General features: G+C 64.7%; 17 protein-coding genes. 10 read left to right on the top strand and 7 right to left on the bottom strand.

Annotation, left to right across the window (positions count from 1 at the left end; all coding sequences use genetic code 11):
• The first annotated feature begins 54 nt into the window (after nt 1–54).
• The 4 genes from mtnK to ABF821_RS13490 all read left to right on the top strand — a co-directional run bounded on the left by mtnK (nt 55) and on the right by ABF821_RS13490 (nt 4,092).
• The gene (gene mtnK, locus ABF821_RS13505) at nt 55–1,299 is read left to right on the top strand and encodes an S-methyl-5-thioribose kinase (protein WP_415530356.1); all 1,245 of its coding nucleotides are present in this window, start codon (nt 55–57) and stop codon (nt 1,297–1,299) included.
• A gap of 37 nt (nt 1,300–1,336) precedes the next feature.
• Nucleotides 1,337–1,933, top strand: a complete 597-nt coding sequence (locus ABF821_RS13500; RefSeq protein ID WP_415530355.1) for a hypothetical protein — start codon at nt 1,337–1,339, stop codon at nt 1,931–1,933.
• Nucleotides 1,934–2,031: 98 nt separating this feature from the next.
• Nucleotides 2,032–3,654 carry an ABC-F family ATP-binding cassette domain-containing protein gene (locus ABF821_RS13495; protein ID WP_415530354.1) on the top strand — a complete coding sequence of 541 codons (1,623 nt, stop codon included), beginning with the start codon at nt 2,032–2,034 and terminating at the stop codon, nt 3,652–3,654.
• Nucleotides 3,655–3,675: 21 nt separating this feature from the next.
• Nucleotides 3,676–4,092: a hypothetical protein gene (locus ABF821_RS13490; protein ID WP_415530353.1), complete on the top strand. Its 417-nt coding sequence runs from the start codon at nt 3,676–3,678 to the stop codon at nt 4,090–4,092.
• A gap of 122 nt (nt 4,093–4,214) precedes the next feature.
• On the opposite strand, the gene ABF821_RS13485 is transcribed toward ABF821_RS13490, so the two are convergent.
• Nucleotides 4,215–6,584 carry a TonB-dependent receptor gene (locus tag ABF821_RS13485; RefSeq protein WP_415530351.1) on the bottom strand — a complete coding sequence of 790 codons (2,370 nt, stop codon included), beginning with the start codon at nt 6,582–6,584 and terminating at the stop codon, nt 4,215–4,217.
• A 281-nt stretch (nt 6,585–6,865) separates the two neighbouring features.
• Here ABF821_RS13485 and ABF821_RS13480 point away from each other — a divergent pair, with 281 nt between their 5' ends.
• Nucleotides 6,866–7,741, top strand: coding sequence for a peptidylprolyl isomerase (locus ABF821_RS13480; protein WP_415530350.1), 876 nt, complete (start codon nt 6,866–6,868; stop codon nt 7,739–7,741).
• A 96-nt stretch (nt 7,742–7,837) separates the two neighbouring features.
• Here ABF821_RS13480 and ABF821_RS13475 read toward each other — a convergent pair whose 3' ends face one another.
• The 3 genes from ABF821_RS13475 to gluQRS form a co-directional block, all read right to left on the bottom strand.
• Nucleotides 7,838–9,052, bottom strand: a complete 1,215-nt coding sequence (locus ABF821_RS13475) for a pyridoxal phosphate-dependent aminotransferase (protein WP_415530348.1) — start codon at nt 9,050–9,052, stop codon at nt 7,838–7,840.
• 11 nt (nt 9,053–9,063) lie between these two features.
• On the bottom strand, nt 9,064–10,266 hold the full coding sequence (locus ABF821_RS13470) for a pyridoxal phosphate-dependent aminotransferase (RefSeq protein ID WP_182974848.1): 1,203 nt from the start codon (nt 10,264–10,266) through the stop codon (nt 9,064–9,066).
• A 122-nt stretch (nt 10,267–10,388) separates the two neighbouring features.
• Complete coding sequence (gene gluQRS, locus ABF821_RS13465; RefSeq protein ID WP_415530347.1) at nt 10,389–11,309, bottom strand: tRNA glutamyl-Q(34) synthetase GluQRS; 921 nt, start codon at nt 11,307–11,309, stop codon at nt 10,389–10,391.
• A gap of 177 nt (nt 11,310–11,486) precedes the next feature.
• On the opposite strand from gluQRS, the gene ABF821_RS13460 reads away from it, so the two are divergent.
• Nucleotides 11,487–12,056 carry an HNH endonuclease gene (locus ABF821_RS13460; RefSeq protein ID WP_182974846.1) on the top strand — a complete coding sequence of 190 codons (570 nt, stop codon included), beginning with the start codon at nt 11,487–11,489 and terminating at the stop codon, nt 12,054–12,056.
• 260 nt (nt 12,057–12,316) lie between these two features.
• Here the strand turns inward: ABF821_RS13460 and ABF821_RS13455 are convergent, their stop codons facing one another.
• Entirely contained in the window at nt 12,317–14,122 is a 1,806-nt protein-coding gene (locus ABF821_RS13455) for a methyl-accepting chemotaxis protein (RefSeq protein WP_415530345.1), read from the bottom strand.
• A gap of 311 nt (nt 14,123–14,433) precedes the next feature.
• Here ABF821_RS13455 and ABF821_RS13450 point away from each other — a divergent pair, with 311 nt between their 5' ends.
• From ABF821_RS13450 to ABF821_RS13435, 4 genes are all read left to right on the top strand, one after another.
• Nucleotides 14,434–15,201 carry a glucose 1-dehydrogenase gene (locus tag ABF821_RS13450; protein WP_182974844.1) on the top strand — a complete coding sequence of 256 codons (768 nt, stop codon included), beginning with the start codon at nt 14,434–14,436 and terminating at the stop codon, nt 15,199–15,201.
• A 162-nt stretch (nt 15,202–15,363) separates the two neighbouring features.
• Nucleotides 15,364–15,633: an HU family DNA-binding protein gene (locus ABF821_RS13445; RefSeq protein ID WP_183010190.1), complete on the top strand. Its 270-nt coding sequence runs from the start codon at nt 15,364–15,366 to the stop codon at nt 15,631–15,633.
• Nucleotides 15,634–15,762: 129 nt separating this feature from the next.
• Nucleotides 15,763–16,047: a SelT/SelW/SelH family protein gene (locus ABF821_RS13440; protein ID WP_415530344.1), complete on the top strand. Its 285-nt coding sequence runs from the start codon at nt 15,763–15,765 to the stop codon at nt 16,045–16,047.
• Nucleotides 16,048–16,289: 242 nt separating this feature from the next.
• On the top strand, nt 16,290–16,766 hold the full coding sequence (locus ABF821_RS13435) for a GAF domain-containing protein (RefSeq protein ID WP_415530343.1): 477 nt from the start codon (nt 16,290–16,292) through the stop codon (nt 16,764–16,766).
• Here ABF821_RS13435 and ABF821_RS13430 read toward each other — a convergent pair.
• Nucleotides 16,699–18,336, bottom strand: coding sequence for a diguanylate cyclase domain-containing protein (locus ABF821_RS13430; protein ID WP_415530342.1), 1,638 nt, complete (start codon nt 18,334–18,336; stop codon nt 16,699–16,701). The genes ABF821_RS13435 and ABF821_RS13430 overlap by 68 nt on opposite strands.
• Complete coding sequence (locus ABF821_RS13425) at nt 18,323–19,405, bottom strand: spermidine/putrescine ABC transporter substrate-binding protein (protein ID WP_415530341.1); 1,083 nt, start codon at nt 19,403–19,405, stop codon at nt 18,323–18,325. The genes ABF821_RS13430 and ABF821_RS13425 overlap by 14 nt, the downstream gene beginning before the upstream one ends.
• Between the last annotated feature and the right edge of the window lie 373 nt (nt 19,406–19,778).

Raw genomic sequence — 19,778 nt, 5'->3', positions numbered from 1 at the left:
CCCGACATGCTATGCTCCCCGCCACACCGACGACCCGCCGACGAGACACCGAGCATGACCCGATCCCCCACGCCCTACCGCACACTGGACCCGGCCGGCATCCGCGCGTTTCTCGCCGCCCAACCCGCCCTCGCGACACGCCTGGGCGGCCAGCCGGACAACTGGCGGGTGCGCGAGGTCAGTGACGGCAACCTCAACAATGTGTTCCTGATCGACGGCCCGGCCGGCGGCGTCTGCTTCAAGCAGTCCCTGCCCCACGTCCGGGTAGACCCAGACTGGAAGATGCCGCTGGACCGCACGGCGTTCGAGGCCGCCTATCTGCGCGCCGTCCGCCCCCATGTCGGCAATCTCACGACCGAACTGCTGCATTTCGACCCCGACCTGTTCGTGCTGGTGGTCGAGAGCCTGAACGGCCACGTCGTGCTGCGCCACGGCCTGATGCAGGGCGGCGACTGGCCGAAAGCCGCCGCCGCCATCGGCCGCTTCGTGGCCCGCGCCACGTTCCACACCTCGCCGCTGGCCCTCAAATTCGAGGCGTCATCGGCCCTACTCGCCCCCTTCGCCCGCAACCACACCCTCACCCGCATCACGGTCGATCTGGTGCTGACCGACCCCTACCACGCCCACCCGCGCAACCACTGGCTCAGCCCGGAACTGGACCCGATCGTGGCGAACCTGCGCGCCGACCCGGCCGTGCGCCGCCGCGTCGGCCAGATGCAGGCCCGCTTCCTCACCTGCCAGCAGGCCCTGCTGCACGGCGACCTGCACACGGGCTCGGTCATGGTCGCGGACCACGATACCCGCGTCATCGACGGCGAATTCGCCCTCCCCGGCCCGATCGGCTTCGATTGCGGCCTGTTCGTCGGCAACCTGCTGATGCACCTGTTCGCCACCCCCACGCCGGAAGGCCGCACCCGCGCCCTGCGCGACATCACACAGTTCTGGACCCATTTCCGGCAGGATTTCACTACCCTCTGGACCAACGCGGTCGCCCATTCCCACTCCGGCGACGCCTACGCCGCCCCCCTGTTCCGCGACGACCCCACATCCCTGGAACAGGTACAGACCCAGTTCCTCGACGCCATCGAAGCCGACACGATCGCCTTCGCCGCGCTGGAAATCATCCGCCGCCTCACCGGCTACGCCCACGTCGCCGATTTCGACGTGATCGCCGACCGCACGGCCCGCGCGGCAAGACAGGAAGCCGCCCTGCGCCTGGCCCAGGACCTGCTGGCCCACCCCGAGCACACATCCACCGTCGCAGCACTCGGCGCGCGTGCCGCCGACCGTGCAGCCTGAAGAAGCCTCCCGAAATGCGTTCCCTGACGGCGCCTGAATGACAACCAGCCTCTCCGCAACGCTCCACCGCGCCGCGCGGAACCTCACGACACCCGATCCCGATCAGACGACGCTGCTCCCGGACACATCGACAGCCGAAACCCGGCCGCGAGGTCCACGAATAGGCTATTCACTCGCCGTCAGGATGGCGCTCGTCGACTTCGCCTTGACTCTACCATGTCTCCTTGTCCTGTCGGCACAATCGGGTGCCGATCCTTCCCAAACTGAACGGCCCGGCCTCGTCGCATTATTCGTGGATTTTCTTTTCACAGGCCCCCTGATGGAAACGTCGATATTCCATTTCGGCTATAAACTCACCTTCTCGCCACGCTGGAAACAGACGAACAGAACAAGATTGATCGTCTACATCATCCTGTCGGATCTCATTTTCTTCGTTCTGCATCTCCCCAGGAAGAGCCACGGCATTTTCACCCAGCACTCCGTCTCCGATGCCGTCGTCATCGGATTGATATCCGGCAGTCTCTTCAGCCTCACCTACTACAAATCCGTCCGTCTGCATTACCGTCCCTATCTCACCACCGCCCTCTGTCACGGGCTCAGCAACGGACTGCTGGAAGTCCTCTCTTTCCTGTAAAGCGTCCCTTGCACATGCCCGCCTGCGGTTTACGGCCCGCATGGGCTGCGCAATAAGGGCGCTCCCGTTCCGCCCTCCCCTTCGGCATCTGAGGCCCCATGATCCGTCTCGACACTATCAGCAAGCATAACGGCCATCGCGTCATCTTCATCGAGGCGTCGGCGTCGCTGCAAAAAGGCGAGAAGATCGGGCTGGTCGGGCCGAACGGCGCGGGCAAGACGACGCTGTTCCGCCTGATCACCGGCCAGGAAGAACCCGATGAAGGCCAGGTCCTGACCGACCGCGGCGTTTCGGTCGGCTTCTTCAACCAGGATGTCGGCGAGATGTCGGGCCGCAGCGCGGCCGCCGAGGTCATGAACGGCGCCGGCCCGGTGGCCGAGATCGGGGCGGAACTGGCCGAACTGGAAACCGCGATGGCCGACCCGGAGCGGTTCGACGAACTGGATGCCATCCTCGAACGGTTCGGCGAGGTCCAGGCCCGTTTCGAGGAACTGGGCGGCTACGCGCTGGAAGGCCGCGCGCGCGAAGTCCTGCACGGGCTGGGTTTCAGCCAGGAGATGATGGACGGCGACGTGGGCCGCCTGTCGGGCGGGTGGAAGATGCGCGTGGCCCTGGCCCGCATCCTGCTGATGAAGCCGGACGTGATGCTGCTCGACGAACCGAGCAACCATCTCGACCTGGAAAGCCTGATCTGGCTGGAGCAGTTCCTCGCCGGCTATGACGGCGCCCTGCTGATGACCTCGCACGACCGCGCCTTCATGAACCGGATCATCAACAAGGTGATCGAGATCGACGGCGGCACGCTGACCAGCTTCTCGGGCGATTACGAGTTCTACGAGCAGCAGCGCGCCATGAACGAAAAGCAGCAGCAGGCGCAGTTCGACCGCCAGCAGGCCATGCTGGCAAAGGAAGTCGCCTTCATCGAACGCTTCAAGGCCCGCGCCTCCCACGCCGCGCAGGTGCAGAGCCGGGTGAAGAAACTCGACAAGATCGACCGGGTCGAGCCCCCCAAGCGCCGCCAGACCCTCTCCTTCACCTTTCCGCAGGCCCCGCGCTCGGGCGACACGGTCGTCAATCTGCGCGGCGTGGACAAATCATACGGCAGCCGGGTGATCTACAAGGATCTCGACCTGCTGATCCGCCGGCAGGAGCGCTGCTGCGTGCTCGGCGTCAACGGCGCCGGCAAATCCACCCTGCTGAAACTGGTAACCGGCACCACCGAGCCCGATGCCGGCACGGTCACGCTCGGCGGCAGCGTCAAGATGGGCTATTTCGCCCAGCACGCCATGGATCTGCTCGACGGCGGCCGGACCATCTTCGAAACCCTGAACGACGCCTTCCCCCTCGCCCCCCAGGGCTCGCTCCGGGCACTGGCCGGCGGCTTCGGCTTTTCGGGCGACGATATCGACAAGGTCTGCCGCGTGCTCTCCGGCGGCGAAAAGGCCCGGCTGGTCCTGGCCCTGATGCTGTACGACCCGCCGAACTTCCTGGTGCTCGACGAGCCGACCAACCATCTCGACATCGCGACCAAGGAAATGCTGATCACCGCCCTGGCCGATTACGACGGCACGATGCTGTTCGTCTCCCACGACCGGCATTTCCTCGCCGCCCTGTCCAACCGCGTCCTGGAACTGACACCGGAAGGGCTCCACCGTTATGATGGCGGCTATACCGAATATGTCGCCCGCACCGGCCGCGAGGCACCCGGCCTGCATGCCTGAGCGGCCGCGTGCCGTAACGGGATGCTGCTCTTCATCCTCGCGCCCATGTCGATATCGAACGTGGAAGCCCGACAATCTTTAAGATACGAACCTTCCGTAGTCAGCCTACATGGTTCAATACAGCGCGTTCCCTGTGTCGAGCCCGACAGCCAACATGTCTCCACCCAATGCCAGACCCTGCGATTGACGATCAGCCGCCCGGTCGATATCGGCCACGGCGTCGAAATCGATACGCCGGTCACCAATCAACGGCATTTCGACATCGTGCTTGAACGGGATTCCATCGTGGCCGGCGATACCGGCGCGCAAGCCCGGACAGCATTGTCAGGGCTGGTGGACAAACCGGTAAAGGCCATCGGGTCGCTGACATACGCCCCCACAGCCGGAACCACGATCGTTCGTTTCGTGGTCAAGGATATCGAGAGGGAAAACCGCTAGGAATACGGCTGCTTTTCCCCGGCCAGGACCGTGGCTGGCCCATGCCGGGAAGCATGTTTCAGCCCCCATCCGCCTCCCGGTCCGCCATCCGCCTATGGCACACCGGGAAGCCGAACCGGCAATCAGAACTCCGCCGACAGGGTGAAGTGATACACACGCGGCAGCCCCGCATACAGGCTCGATGCCGCACCCGAAGTCCCACTCGGCGCACCGGTATAGACCGACGCCCAATACCGCTCGTTGGTCACGTTGCTGACGCCGAACCGCGCAACCCACGGAAAGCGGGCAACATGGAAGGCATAGCGCGTACCCAGTTCCAGCGTCGTATAAGACCCGGTATGGAGCGTATTGGTCACGTTGGCCGCGCGGTTGCCCATGTAATGGACACCGGCATTGAACGCCCAGCCCGACGCGAAGGCGCCCCACCGCGCCGGCAGGCGATAATCCAGCAGCAGGCTGGCCTGCAACGGCGCCGCGCCGACGATCTCCTTGTCGTTATAGGCGGCGGTTTTACTGCCCACCAGTTCCGCATCTAACCAGGTCATACCGGCAAGAACGGAAAGGTTCGGCAGAACCTCGCCCGAAACCTGGGCTTCCACACCATAATTGCGCTGCGTGCCGCCATAAATATAGGTCTGGCAGGTCCTGCCGCCCGCGCACGTACCATTCGCCGCCGCAACATACATCGCATAAGGCGATGTCATGCGGAAACCAGCGACGTTAAGCTGCATTTTCTGATAACGCAGCTTATAGCCGACCTCATATTCCTCCGCATGCGCAATCGGCAGTGCGATGTTCGTATTGGTATAATACTGGCTGTTCGGCGTCACCGGCCCCGCCTCGACCGACCGCCCATAGGTGAAATAGAAGGTCTGGTTGTCGGTCGGTTTGTACATCAGGCTGGTCGTCGGGCTAAAGGCCGCGTTGGCCGAAAAGGTTTTCCGCAGCGCACTGCTGGCATTCAGCGCACCCTTCTGGTCAAGCCAGCTCCAGGCGAGCGTCCCCATGATCGACCAGTGTTTATCAATCGTCAGCGTGTCTCCCACGATAAAGGACTGGCTGACGATGCTGCTGGATTTGTAGCGCCCCTCATAATAAGGCTGCCGGCCGTTGGTGGGCGCGTCCCCATACATATTGTATGTGCCAAGGCTCTGCGCGGGCGTCACCCCCCTGACAGGATTGTAGTTCCCCATCATGTAGCCATTGGTGCCGATCACCAGACCATGCCTGACCGGGCCGGTGTAAACACGGCCGTTGAAATACGCCATGTTGCTGCCGACACGGAAGTCGTTGGCCGTCGTGGTCGCCGTGGCGCGCGAGGAATAGAACCCATCCGTCCCCCCGGTCGCGGTCAGCGTATCGCTGACCCCGAAGGACTGCCGCATGGCGTCCTGGTAAAGCCCGCCCAGCGTAAAGCTCCAGTCCTCGTTGATCTGGTGCCGGACCTTGGCCAGGAACGTATTGGTCTCCATGTTATAGCCGCTCCATCCCGGCGCCAGACGCCGGCCCAGATCCGGCGCTTCGGGCAATTGCCCGCCGATACCGGTCGGATTGGCGGCAGTACCGGCCGGAATACCAAAGCCGGGGGCGAGCCCACGCGCGGCATAGGTATAGTGGCTGGCATCGAGTTCGATCACCGTCCTGTCATCCAGATGGATATCGAAATCCGCGCTGACCATCTCACGCCGGATCGCGCTTCCCGACGCATAGCCCGTGCCATCGGCATGCAGCATGTTCAAACGGTAGCCGAACCAGCCATTCCGGCCGACGCGCCCGGAGATATCGCCATTGACGATCGGCGTGCCGATGGAATCCGCACCGACCGAAAGCCGCTCCGTCCGCCGGTCGGTCGGGCGCTTGAGCGTATATTCAAAGACGCCAGCCGGATTCTCCGGCCCATACATCGCCCCCGCCAGCCCGTTGAGGACCTGCAGGTTATCGACCCATTCCGCCGGATAAGGCGTGGTGGAAACCACGTTCAGCCCGTCGAGACGCGAGTTGGCCACCACATCGGCCTCGAACCCGCGCGACTGCGGGCGAGACGTATTGGGGTCACCCCGGATCTCCAACTGCACCGAGGGCAGATACTGCGCCATGTCGTTGATGTTGCGGATCTGCTGGTTGACCACGACATCATGCGGAACACCCATGATGGAATAAGGCGTATCCAGCGTGTCCCGATTGCCCAGCGGCCCCAGATAGACGGTCTTGTTCATATATTTGGCGGCCGTGCCATCCGCCGCATGATGGCCAAGGACGGTGACCGTCTCACCGTTGGAACCATCCAGTATCCCGGCAATGGGGGCCGCTCCGGCCGGGGCTTTCGCAGCCCGCGTTCCGGCGGCGCGCGCCTTGGCCGGCTCCGTCTTGCCGGGGGCATGGCTGCCGGTCTTGCCCTGCGTGGAAACAGTCGGCGCGGCCAGCGCCGAAGTGGTCAATAGAAAGGCGCCAAATGTTCCGGCGATGAAAAAGGGAAAAAAGCGATGATTCATGGATCTGGCGCGCCCGGATGATGAACAGAGACCGTAAGTTGTGTCTTTGTTGCCACCCCCAATCCGGCCCTGTCTATATACGACCGTATATAGGTCCATATACGATGAAATATAATCACAGACTGTTGCCGGAATCATACAGGTGCGACGCGGCAAGGCCGCCCGTGGAATGCGCCCACTCCGGCAACCACTCGACCGATCGAAGACGATCCGCAACAGACGCGGCAATCCTCCGTTTTCCTGCTTGCCGTCATCCTTTCGCAGCAGGCATGATCGTCTTCATGCGCCGTTTCCTGCCAATCCTCGCCCTGCTCCTGCCGAATATCGCCGCCGCAGCGCCGAACCCCTCCCCCGCCGAGATCGTGGCCCACGCCCCGGATGCCGCCTGGGCCGATGTCCCGCCGGACCGGCTGCTGGTCATGACGCTGGCCAACGGCGCGCAGGTGACGATCGAACTCGCCCCCCAGTTCGCACCGGTCCACACCGGCAATATCGTGCGCCAGGCCCGCGCCCACGGATGGGACGGCGGCGCGATCGTCCGCGTGCAGGACAATTACGTCGTGCAATGGACCACCCGCGACGAAACGGCCAAACCGCCCGCGGGCTTCGTCGCCCATCCGCCTGCGGAATATGATCGCGCGCGTCAGGATATCGCCATTCGTCCGCTCGGCTTTCCCGATCCCTACGCGCCGTCGTCCGGGTTCTGGTCAGGGTGGCCCGTCGCCGCCGAGGGCGACCGCGTCTGGCTTCCCCATTGCTACGGCATGGTCGGCGCCGGCCGCGACATGCCCCCCGATACCGGCGACGGGCAGGAACTGTACGCCGTCAACAGCGAAGCCCCCCGCCAGCTCGACCGCAATCTCGCCGTCGTAGGGCGCGTTCTCACCGGCATGGAGCATTTCGGCGCCTTGCCGCGCGGCACGGCCGCCCTGGGCTTTTACGCCAGAAAGGATCAGAACGTCGCAATCCGGAGCATCTCGCTCGCCGCCGACCTGCCCCGCGCCAGTCAGCCGCATCTTCAGGTCATGCGCACCGACAGCCCCACATTCACGGAATACCTGAACGCCCGCGCCAACCGCACGGACCCGTTCTTCGTCCGCCCCGCCCACGGCGTCGCGTTGTGCAACGTGCCGGTGCCCGTGCGGCCAAAGCCGTAAAGCCGTATTCGTTCTTTTTTGAAAAAAAGAACCAAAAAACTTTTATTCGTTCTGGGACTTTTTGCTGGGGGCAGCGAATATCCCTGAACGCATGGCCTAGCGCAGGCCATCTACGAAATCAGCGATCCTGGCGCAGGCTTCGCGCAGCACGTCGTCACTCGTGGCACAGGAAAGCCGCAGGTAAGGGCCGAGCCCGAACGCACTGCCATGCACACAGGCCACATGCTGTTCTTCCAGCAGCGCACGGGCAAAATCCTCGTCCGTCCGCACCTCCTGCCCGCCCCGGCTGGTCCGCCCCAGGCAACCGGCAATGCCGGGATAGGCATAGAACGCCCCCTGCGGCATGGCGCAGGTCACACCGGGAATGGCCCGCAAGGCTTCCACCACCATCGTACGGCGCCGCGCATAGGTATCGCGCATCTCCCCGATCAGCGATGCCGGCCCATCCAGCGCCGCCGCAGCAGCAGCCTGCGCGATTGAACTGATGCCCGAGGTCGCATTGCCCTGAATCCGCGTCATCATGCGGATCAGCCGCTCCGGCCCGCCCGCATAACCCACGCGCCAGCCGGTCATGGCATAGGATTTGGAAACCCCGTTCACCGTCAGGACACGCGACGCCAGATCCGGCGCCACAGCCGCCAGCGCATGATGCCGCGCCCCGTCGAAAACCAGATGTTCGTAAATCTCGTCGGAAAGAATCCACGCCTGCGGATACCGGCGCAGCACCTCGGCGACGGCTTCCAGATCCGCCAGCCCCATCACCGCGCCGGTCGGATTGCTGGGAAAGTTCAGCACCACCCAGCGCGTGCGCGACGACATCGCCGCCTCCAGCGCCGGCGCGGTCAGCCGAAACCCGTCTTCCTCGCGGCATTCGGCCACCACCGGCACCCCGCCGAACAGCCGCGCCGCAAGCGGATAGCTGACCCAGTACGGCGCCGGGATCACCACCTCGTCGCCTGCATCGATCGTCGCCATGAAGGCGTTGAAGATCACCTGCTTGCCGCCGTTGGAGACCATGATCTCCGACAGCTTGTAATCCAGCCCGTTCTCACGCGCGAATTTGCGCGCGATCGCCGCCTTCAGCGCCGGCGTGCCATCGACGGGCGGATATTTCGTCTGCCCGTCGAGCGCCGCCCGATGCGCGGCCTCGATCACCGCGCGCGGGGTCGCGAAATCCGGCTCGCCCAGCGCCAGCGACAGCACCTGATGCCCCTCGGCCCGCAACGCCCGCGCCCGCACCGCCATGGCGATGGTGGCAGGCGATTCCAGCCGCCCGGTGCGGGCGGCAAAGCCGGGTTCATCCACGATCATCGCACGCCCCCTCAGCGCAGACCGGCGCAGAAGCGCTGAATGCGCGCACAGGCCTCGCGCAGGCTCTCGGTGTCGGTGGCATAGGAAATGCGGAAATGCCCGGCGAACATGAAGGCCGCGCCATGCACCGCCGCCACGCCCTCTTCCTCCAGCAGCGCGGTGACGAAATCCTCGTCATTGCCGATGGTGCGCCCGCCGGCACTCACCTTCCCCAGACAGCCTTCGATCGACGGAAAGACATAGAACGCCCCCTCCGGCCGATGGCAGCGCAGCCCCTTGGCTTGATTAAGCATCCCCACCACCAGGTCGCGCCGGTCCTGATAAGCCCGCACCATCTCGCCGATAAACTCTTGCGGGCCGGAAAGGGCCTCCACCGCCGCCGCCTGGCTGATCGAGCAGGTGCCGGAGGTCGACTGGCTCTGCAACTTGTTCATCGCCTTGGTCAGCACCGCCGGCGCGCCCGAAAAACCGATGCGCCAGCCGGTCATGGCATAGGCTTTCGACACCCCGTTCATCGTCACGGTGCGGTCGCGCAGCTTCGGCTCCACCTGCACGATGGTCGCGGGCACGAAGCCGTCATAAACCAGCTTGTCATAGATATCGTCGGTAAAGATCCACACATCCGGGTGCCGCAGCAGCACATCGCAGATCGGCCGCAGATCCTCGGCCGAATAGGCCGCCCCCGTCGGGTTACAGGGCGAATTGAGGAAGAACCACTTGGTCCGGGGCGTGATCGCGGCCTCCAGATCCTCGGCCCGCAGCTTGAAGCCGGTCTCCTCCGGGCACGGCACGATCACCGGCACCCCGTCGGCCAGCGCCACGATGTCGGGGTACGACACCCAGCACGGCGCGGGGATGACCGCCTCGTCCCCCGGATTCAGGGTCGCGACCATCGCGTTGTAGATCACCTGCTTGCCGCCGGTGGAAACGATGATCTCGTCGGCCGAGTAATCCAGCCCGGAATCGATGCGGAACCGTTCGGCCACCGCCCGGCGCAGCGCCAGGGTCCCGGCCACGTCGGTATATTTGGTCTGGCCCTCGGCGATCGCACGGATCGCCGCGTCCTTGATGTTCTGCGGCGTGTCGAAATCGGGCTCGCCGGCCGACAGGCTGATAATATCCTGTCCAGCCGCCTTCAAGGCGCGCGCCTTGGTCGAAATGGCGATGGTCTGGCTGGGGCTGACCTTGTTCAGACGGGCGGCGATAAGATCCATGACACCAAGTCCACAGTAACGGGGAAACCAGTAACGGGGGAACGCGCCGGCACCACAGACGGCCCGGCGGGCGCACACCGTAATGCGAAGTGCCGGCCGAGGAAACCGCCCATCGCCACAGATCAGGCCGGCAGGGCCGCTTTTCCCATCGCGGCGTCGCGCACGGCCCGCGCATCATACCCCGCCGCCCGCAGCGCCCGCAGGGTCTGTGCCCGGTCGCGCTTGGCCAGCCTGCGGCCCGCGTCATCCAGCAGCAGCGGATGATGGACATAATCCGGCGCCGGCCAGCCCATCAGCACCTGCAACAGCCGATGCACCGATGTCGCGGGGCGCAGGTCCTCGCCCCGCGTCACCAGGCTGACCCCCTGCAACGCATCGTCATGCGTCACGCACAGATGATAAGACGCCGGGCAATCCTTGCGCGCCAGCACCACATCGCCAAACGGCGCGACCGGCGCCGACACCATCCGCCGCTCCCCCCCGACCCATTCCCGCCAGTTCATCACGTCGCCGCCCGCCTCGGCGGTCGCCCGCGCCATGTCCAGCCGCAGCACATGCGGCACCCCGGCCGCGATGCGTTCGGCCCGCTCCGCCGCCGACAGGCCGCGACAAGTGCCGCCGTAGGCCAGTGTGCCGTCGGGGGCATGATGCGGCGCATGGGCGGCCTCGGCGGCCTCCCGCCTGATATCGGCGCGGGTGCAGAAACAGGGATAGAGCAGTCCGCGCCCCGCCAGTTCATCCAGCACGCCCCGATAATCCGCCATATGATCGGACTGCCGGCGAACCGCCCCATCCGGCACGATGCCCAGCCAGGCAAGATCCTCCACGATCGCCGCCTCGAACGCCTCGCGGCAACGGCCGGGATCGATATCCTCGATCCGCAACAGGAAGCGCCCGCCCGAATCGCAGGCCGCATGCCACGCCACCAGCGCGGCAGCGGCATGCCCCAGATGCAGAAAACCGGTCGGGCTGGGCGCAAAGCGCGTCGCCCACCCACGACCATCCTGCGGATTTCCATCCTGAAAACAGCAGGATGCCGTCATGCCTTCACATCCTCTCGCGCGCCACCATGCCGCATAACCGGCACGAATCCCCCGCTCTCCCTTGCGGAAACACCGAATATTTGCGATATGGATTGAAGGTTCTCAACGGCGCATATCATTCGGCGTTCCGATTTTGAGTAACAACGCCTGATGATGGTGTGGCGGCATCGCGAAAGGATGCGCCCCTTGCTTGCTGGCAGTCCACATTATCCGGCCCTGGTCCTGAATGCTGATTTCAGGCCACTTTCCTATTTCCCGCTCTCGCTCTGGTCATGGCAGGATGCCATCAAGGCCGTATTCCTCGACCGGGTCTCGGTCCTCAGCGAATATGATGAGGAAGTCCGCTCCCCCAGCCGGTCGCTTCGACTACCCAGCGTCATCGCCCTGAAGGATTACATCCCGACCGCGCGCCGACCGGCCTTTACCCGTTTCAATGTCTTCCTGCGCGACAATTTCGCCTGCCAATATTGTCTCGACCGCCTGCCGACCCACGACCTGACGTTCGATCACGTCGTTCCCCGCTGCAAGGGCGGCCGCACCACCTGGGAAAACGTCGTCACCGCCTGTAGCCCCTGCAACCTGATGAAGGGCTCGCGGATGCCGCACGAACTCCATATGTATCCGCGCCGCACTCCCGCCCAGCCCTCAACCTGGGAACTCCAGGAAAACGGCCGCTCCTTCCCGCCCAACTACCTGCATGAAAGCTGGCGGGACTACCTCTACTGGGACAGCGAACTGGATACCTGAGAAAGGCTGCCAGCAAAGTCACCGTGCCGCCGATCCAGCGCGCATGTCCTCCGCTTCGACGCGCACGGCCCTCCAGGCCACTCCGCTCCGATGCGCGAAGATACACGCGGGCCGCGCCGCTTCGCGGCACTCTCGCCCGGCAGGCCGATTTTACAAACGGTCTCGAAGACCGGCCGAAAACGCGCGTGGGCAGCCCTCTCGCTCACCAGTCCACGTTTCGATCAGCCTCCGAGAGAGAGCGCGAGCAAACGCGCCCCCTCCTAACCCCCGCTTATCGCGATCACCCGAGACGCATTCTCCCTTCCCCCCGGCAGCCGGAATTTTTCCACCAGTCCGCTGAGCCTGCGCCCTTCGGCGGCCAACTGCCTGGAGGTTCCGTTAAATGTTTCGGCAACGGCCGTATTCTGCTGGGTAGTCTGGTCCAGCGCCCCCATGGCGGCGTTGATTTCCGACAGGCTCGATGACTGCTCCTTCGCTGCTACGGCGATGGCATCCAGATGCTGCCCCATCTGGTCGATGAAATCGGAAATCGTCCGCAGCGTCCCGCTGCAATCCTTGACCCGGCTGGCCCCTTCCTTCACGTCGGCGGCGGTCGCGCGGATCACGCCGCGCACATCCCGCGCGGCGTCGGCGCTTTTCTGCGCCAGCATGCGCACTTCGCTGGCCACCACGGTAAAGCCCCTGCCGGCCTCCCCCGCCCTGGCCGCCTCGACGCTGGCATTCAGCGCCAGGATATTGGTCTGGAAGGCAATCCCGTCGATCATGTCGACGATCGCGGCAATCTTCTCCGATCCCTGCTCGATCCGCCGCATCGCCTCTTCCGTCTCCAGCGTAACGGTGCTCGACGTCGCGGCCGACCGGCGGGCCCGCGTCCCGATCTCGCGGGCCATCTCCGATCGTTCCGCCGTATCCGCCACGCTCCGGGCAATCTCCGCCACGGCCGTATTCGTCTCCTCCAGCGTGGCAGCCTGGTGCTCGGTGCGCCGTGCCAGCGTCTCCGCGCCGCCCGCCAGCCCATGCGTGCCGTCGCTGATCACGCGAACGGCGCCCGACATATGGGCGAACGCCGCGCCAAGCTGCGCCAGCGACCGGTTGAAATCGCGACGCAGGGATTCGAATTCCGCCGAAAACGGCGTAGCGATCTGAAAGGAAAGGTCGCCGCCCGCCATCCGCCTCAACCCGTCGGCCAACGCGCTGGTCGCCTGAAGTAACCGTTCCCGCGCCTCGGCTTCCGCCCGCTCCTGAATGGCCACGCGCTCAGCCTCCGCACGGCGGCGCTGGCCCTCCGCATCCCGCTCCAGCGCCTGCTTCGCGATGGCCGCAACACGAAAGACCTCAAGCGAACGGGAAATCGCGCCGATCTCGTCCCGCCGGCCGGCCATGGGAAAGACCAGATCAGTCTCTCCCGCCGCCAGCCGGGTAATGGAAGCATTGATCCGCTGAAGCGGCCGCAGGATCTTGTACAGAACCACGAGAATAGCCGCCAGCATCACGACGAACAGCACGGCATAGGCCGCATAAACCCAACGAACCGTCGTCCTGTAGGCGGCCTCCGACTCAACACCATAGGACGCAGCATCCCCGATGCTGCCATCAAGGAACGAGGTCAGGGTCTCCGATACCGTTTCCTCGGCATCGACCAGCCCCTGGCTAGCCGTCACCACCGCATGGGCATGGTCCTGGGAAACCGACCAGTCCTTGAACGTATCGTCGTGCAGGTCTTTGTACTGATACCACTGCTCCTGAATATTATGGAACAGCGCCTGCTCCCGATCGGTCGTAATAAACGGCACATACCGGTCGATAGCATGGGCGATCCTGTCGGACGCCGCGTCGCTTTCGCCGGCAAGCGTCTTGAAATCACCCTGCGACGCCACGGTAAGCTGGCGGATCTCGATACCCCGGAAATTCTGGATCTCGGTGCGAAGGGTCGAGAGCGCCTTGATGCTGGCCAGCGACCGGTTGGTAATGTCCTCGACCCGCCCGTTGACGTAAGTCAGCCCCCGTATCGAAAACAATCCCGAAACGATACAGGAAAGAACGATAAAAAACAGAACAATACTCAACGATCCTTTGATGCCGGGCGATCGCACAAGCCATCCTTTCGCTCTCTCGCGCCACCACAGCAGGCGATGGGCGCGCGACCCTACAATCGAACCCCCACCCGAATTATTAAGTTTATATGTACTTTTCCGCCGCACCATCGGCGGCACGCCACCTAATTTCCTGGCAAACCCCGATACGCCGCCCTATCATCCCGCCCCATGCGCGGCCCTGCCAAGGCCAAAGAGCCGCATCCGCGCCTTGACCCAGATCATGGAATCCTGTTCAGCGCCCTCACCATAGTGCACGCCATTTCTGATCATGGAGCACCGTCATGGCACGCGTTTCCGGAAAAGTCGCGATCGTCACAGGCGCCGCCCTCGGCATCGGCAAGGCGACCGCCCTGCTGCTGGCCAGGGAAGGCGCGAAGGTCGCGGTCGCCGACCTGAAGGCCGATGAAGGCCACGCCGTCGTCGCCGAAATCGAGGCAGCGGGCGGCGAAGCCCTCTTCGTACCCCTCGATGTCAGCCGCGAAGAGGACTGGACGCGGGCCATCGCCGCCGTCCTGGCCCGCTTCGGCCGGCTGGACATCGCGGTCAACAATGCCGGCATCGCCTATGCCGGCACGGTGGAAAGCACCAGCCTGGACGACTGGCGCCGCGTGCAGTCGATCAATCTCGACGGCGTGTTCCTGGGCACGAAGGCCGCCGTCGCCGCCATGAAGGACCATGGCGGTTCGATCATCAACCTGTCCTCGATCGAGGGCCTGATCGGCGACCCGACCCTGGCCGCCTACAACGCCAGCAAGGGCGGCGTGCGCCTGTTCACCAAGTCGGCCGCCCTGCATTGCGCCCGCTCCGGCTACCGGGTCCGCGTCAATTCGGTCCATCCCGGCTATATCTGGACCCCGATGGTCCAGGGCCTGACGGGCGAAAGCCCGGACCAGGCCGCCGCGCGCAAGCGGCTGGAGGCCCTGCACCCGGTCGGCCATCTGGGCGAAGCCGACGACATCGCCTACGGCATCCTTTACCTGGCCTCCGACGAATCGAAATTCATGACCGGCAGCGAACTGGTCATCGATGGCGGCTATACCGCCCAGTAAGAGCGCATTTTACCGGACGAAAATCTGCCAAAAGCAGCTTTTCGTCCACACCTGCCAAAAAAAGACGGCGTTTCAGGCATATTTCGTTACGATCGGATTAGACATTTTTCCGATCCCGCTGCTACCGTCCCGACATCTTTAACTATTGGGACACGCTCCTCCATGAGCAAGGCTTTCATCGCCGCCGTTCTTCAGGATTCTCTTAACTGCACGGGTGTCGCCGCCGGCAAGGCCGCCAACGACCTGATCGATGCGATCGTGGCCGAGTTACACAAGGAAGGCGGCTTCACCCTGCCCTCCTTCGGCACCTTCAGCGTGCACAAGACAAAAGCCCGCAAGGCTCTCAACCCCCGCACCGGCGAGCCGGTCAAGGTCAAGGCCGGCAAGACCGTCCGCTTCAAGGCCAGCCCGAACCTGAAAAAGGCGGTCTGATCGTCCCGACCGGCCCGGGCGGGCTGACCCGCCCGCCCCCATGCATCCTTTGCGAGGCAGGCCGCGTTCCTTCCGGGAACCGGCCGGGCGCCCCTCCCCCCGGACCACCGCCTCGGGAAAGACCGCTCCATGCCCACCCAGTCCCCGCGCCTGACGATCCGCTATTGCGTCCGCTGCAACTGGCTGCTGCGCGCGGCCTGGATGGCGCAGGAGCTTCTCTCGACCTTCGGCGCCGCACTGGGCGAGGTCGCGCTGATCCCCGACGACAGCGGCGGCCGCTTCGAGATCATGCTGGATGACACCCTGCTGTGGGAACGCACCCGCGACGGCGGCTTCCCCGGCCCCAAGGACCTGAAGCAGAGAGTGCGCGACAGAATTGATCCCGAGAGATCCCTAGGCCACACCGACCGCTAAAAGCGTGGCTGGACATGCGCGCTGGCGACGATCCGACGCGCGTTTCCTGCGCTCCGATGCTCACGGCCATCAAGGCCGCTCCGCTTCGGTGCTCGGAAACACACGACGGCCGTGCCGCTTCGCGGCACTCTCGCTCACCAGCCCACATGTCCAGCCACGCTTTCCCTCCACCAGAATGACGCCACATTCCACTGCGTTCCGCTTCGCGGTATGAGAGGACGTTCGACGACCGGAGCATGTCCATGAGCCACCAGCCTGCCGATCAACGTGTCACGCCGGACGACCTGCTGGACAGTGTCGCGGCCATCCTGGCCGACGAACCCGACCTGATCGCCAATGCCGCGAATGTCGCCGCCCTGCTGTTCGAGGCCCTGCCCCGCATCAACTGGGCCGGCTTCTATTTCCTGCGCGACGACCAGCTTGTCCTCGGGCCGTTCCAGGGCCGGGTCGCCTGCACCCGCATCCCACTGGGCAAGGGCGTATGCGGCACCGCAGCGACCAGCCGCGAGACTATCGTGGTGGCGGACGTCCATGCCTTTCCCGGCCATATCGCCTGCGACGCCGCCTCGGCCTCGGAAATCGTGGTACCGCTGCTCGCCGGCGACCGGCTGATCGGCGTGCTGGATATCGACAGCCCGATCCCCGATCGCTTCACACCGCAGGACCGGCAGCTTGTGGAAGCGGTGGCCGCATTGCTCGTCCGCGCTCTTCCGGCATAACGTCCCGCTCCGGCGCCGCCCCGGCCGCTTCATCGCGCGGCAGGTCGGCATAAAAGGCCACCGTGTTCCGGCCGGCGGCCTTGGCGTGATACATCGCATGGTCCGCGCACCAGAGCAGATGCGCCGGTGTATCCGCATCGCCGGGCGCCGCCGCCACCCCGATGCTGGCGGTGACGGGATAAGACGCCGCATCGATCTGAAAACCACCGCGAAACTTCAGCAGGAAGGCGTCGATCAGCGTCCCGACCACAGCACTCCGTGGGTCGGCCATGATCAGCGCGGTGAATTCGTCTCCCGACAGCCGCGCCACGATCCCCATCGCCTCGGCCCCGTCCTCGGTCGCGTCGCGAACGGCGGCACTCAGCGCATGCGCTACCGCCTCCAGCAACGCATCCCCGGTCCGGTGCCCATGCACGTCATTGACCTGCTTGAAATTGTCCAGATCGATGAACAGCATGGTCAGCGGCCGGCCGGTCGTGGCGCTGAGTTGATAGAACTGGTCGAGCTTGTCGTTGAAATAGATCCGGTTGCCGATCCCCGTCACCAGATCCGTCTCGTAAAGCTGCCGGATCTGCCGCAGCGATCGCGTCAACTGGCCATGCAGCAGCCGCACGTTCGCCGCCAGCCGACCGACCTCCCCCATATCGGGTACATCGATATCCTGCCGGCGATTTTCCGTAATCGCCGTCACCTGCCGGTCAAGTTCCTCGACCGGCGCGATGATATAGCGGCGCACCAGCGCCATCAGCACCGAGACCGACACCACGCTGAGCACGATGACGAACAGGCCGGTCACGGCGGCAAAGCGCGTCAGCGGGCCACGCAGATAGGCGACGGACGGCGTCTCCTGCGCATAAAGACCAGGCGCCAGCCGAATACTGGCGGATAATTCCCCATGCGATACCGGCGGCAAATCCGTCAGCGCGACCGGCGCGCCATATTCCCTGGCCATGGTGTCGCGGATCGTCTCGAACCGGCGGGGCCGCACGGCCACCTGCATGACGACCGACTGATCCGGCTGCGGCCCCGCAACGCCCACGCCCCCCGTGCGCGCCTGCACCTTCGCGGCCATCGCCAGATAGGTCGTGCCGTCTCCTTCGGTCACCAGTCCCGAACGCGATGCCACATCATCGTTCAGCACCGCCTGCGCAAAGGCCGACTGGCCGGCCCCCAGCTTCTGGAACGGGTCCGTGCCATTGTCGAAATAGAAGATCTGCTTCCCATCCGACTGGAAAACGCTGCACGACACGTTCGCCCCGTCATTGGGAACCAGCGATTGCAGGCTGTCCTGCACACCGATCGCCAGAACCCTGGTCCGGTATTCGGCATCGCTTTCATCGACGAAAGTCAGAAAGGCCGGACTGTTGCGCACCACATACAGCAATTGCGAATCCAGCGACGCATAGTCGGAATAGGCATTCTGAAGCTGCGACAGATTCTGCTGAAGCCTGGCCCTGTTCTGCGTGAGCAGCGCATGGCGATACCCCAGATACGCCGCCCCGCCCGCCAGGATATGCCCCAGCAGGACGATAGGGAACAGAACCGCGAGCGCGCGCCTACTGAGTGTCATGAATCGCCAGCAGGGCACTGAGGATATGCCGGCGCAACTGCAGGCTGGCGGTCGGAAAAGGCCCGCGATAGAGAATGGGGTACTCCGCGGGCGGGTAGATCTGCGGGTCCTCGCGCATCCTGGCCGGCAACAGGGCGGCGGCATGCGGGTTGGTCGTCGGCTGGCGCAGGAACATGGCATTCGCCGCCGCATTGTCGGCCTGCGCCAGAAACGCGACGAACCGTTCCGCCATGCCCGGATTGCGCGTACGCTTGGGCACGACCAGGCAGTCGGTCCACACCATGGCGCCCTCGCGCGGCGTCACGAAGCGCCACGTCTCCGTCCCCGCGCCGGCCATGTTCAGGGTCTTCTGGTCTCCCGTCGCTCCCAGGCCGATAAAGATCCGCCCCCGGATATCGCGCCGCCTCTGCGCCGTCGAGGGCAGGCCATAGGTCAGCACGGCGGGCGACTGCGCGCGCAGCAGTTCGAAGGCCCGCCGCAGATCCCCCGGATCGCCGCTGTTCATCGGGCGCCCCATGAAATTCAGGGCGGCGGCCAGCAATTCCTCCTGGTCGTCGGTCATGGCGATATGCCCGGCCAGCGCGGGGTCCGGCTTCAGCAGGTCGCCCCACGATTGCGGCGCCACCTTCAGGCGGTCGGCGCGATAGACGATCCCGGTATTCCCCCAGCTATACGGCACGCCGTATCGCCCGCACATGCCACGCCACTGCTCCTCGCTGCGCGACGTCTCGGGCAAGGGCAGGCCGGACTGATCCAGCAGCAGTCCCCGCTCGCCGAACGCCTGGACATGGGCACTATCGACCACGGCCAGATCGATCGGCGCATCGACGTTCGCGATCAGCAGGTCCCGCCGGTCGCCATTGTCGAAGACGATCTGATTGACCGCGACCCCGGTCATGGCCGTCCAGGCCCGCACCACGTCGGGGCTGATCCCCCATTCCCAGATAAGGAAATTCAGGGCATTCGCCTGCGCGACGACGGGCCGCAGGGCCAGAAGGGCCAGACCGACCCCCAGCATCGCGGCCAGAAAACGCGGGCCGCCCCCCTGCCCGGCAGATCGCCTGTTCAAACGGCCTGTCACACCGGCTCGCACGCTACCCCGATCCGTCACAAAATCGCCTCGTCCGGCGCGCCTGTCCCCATAGCCGCGTCGCCTGAATGTCCGTCGCCCCATCATGCGAAGCACCGAAAAAACACCCGCAACAGGCACCACGCGCCGCCATCGCCAAGGATCGGCGACGTGCTATTGCGCATTTCGGTTTCGCAATCAACTCTCCACGGGCGACGATCCAGGCGCCGGCAAAACAATGCCGGTTCTCTTCGTTTTTCTATCACGCCCCCCGGCGCACATAACAGAAATTTGTTGCGACAGAGGATTAACGACTCCTCTCTCCGCCGGCGCATGGCCCCTCTATACCCCCTCGATCGCCCCTCCCACACAC

The organism is Gluconacetobacter sp. (assembly GCF_047721585.1).
Lineage (GTDB): Bacteria > Pseudomonadota > Alphaproteobacteria > Acetobacterales > Acetobacteraceae > Gluconacetobacter > Gluconacetobacter dulcium.
This window is presented reverse-complemented; position numbering and strand designations above follow the sequence as displayed.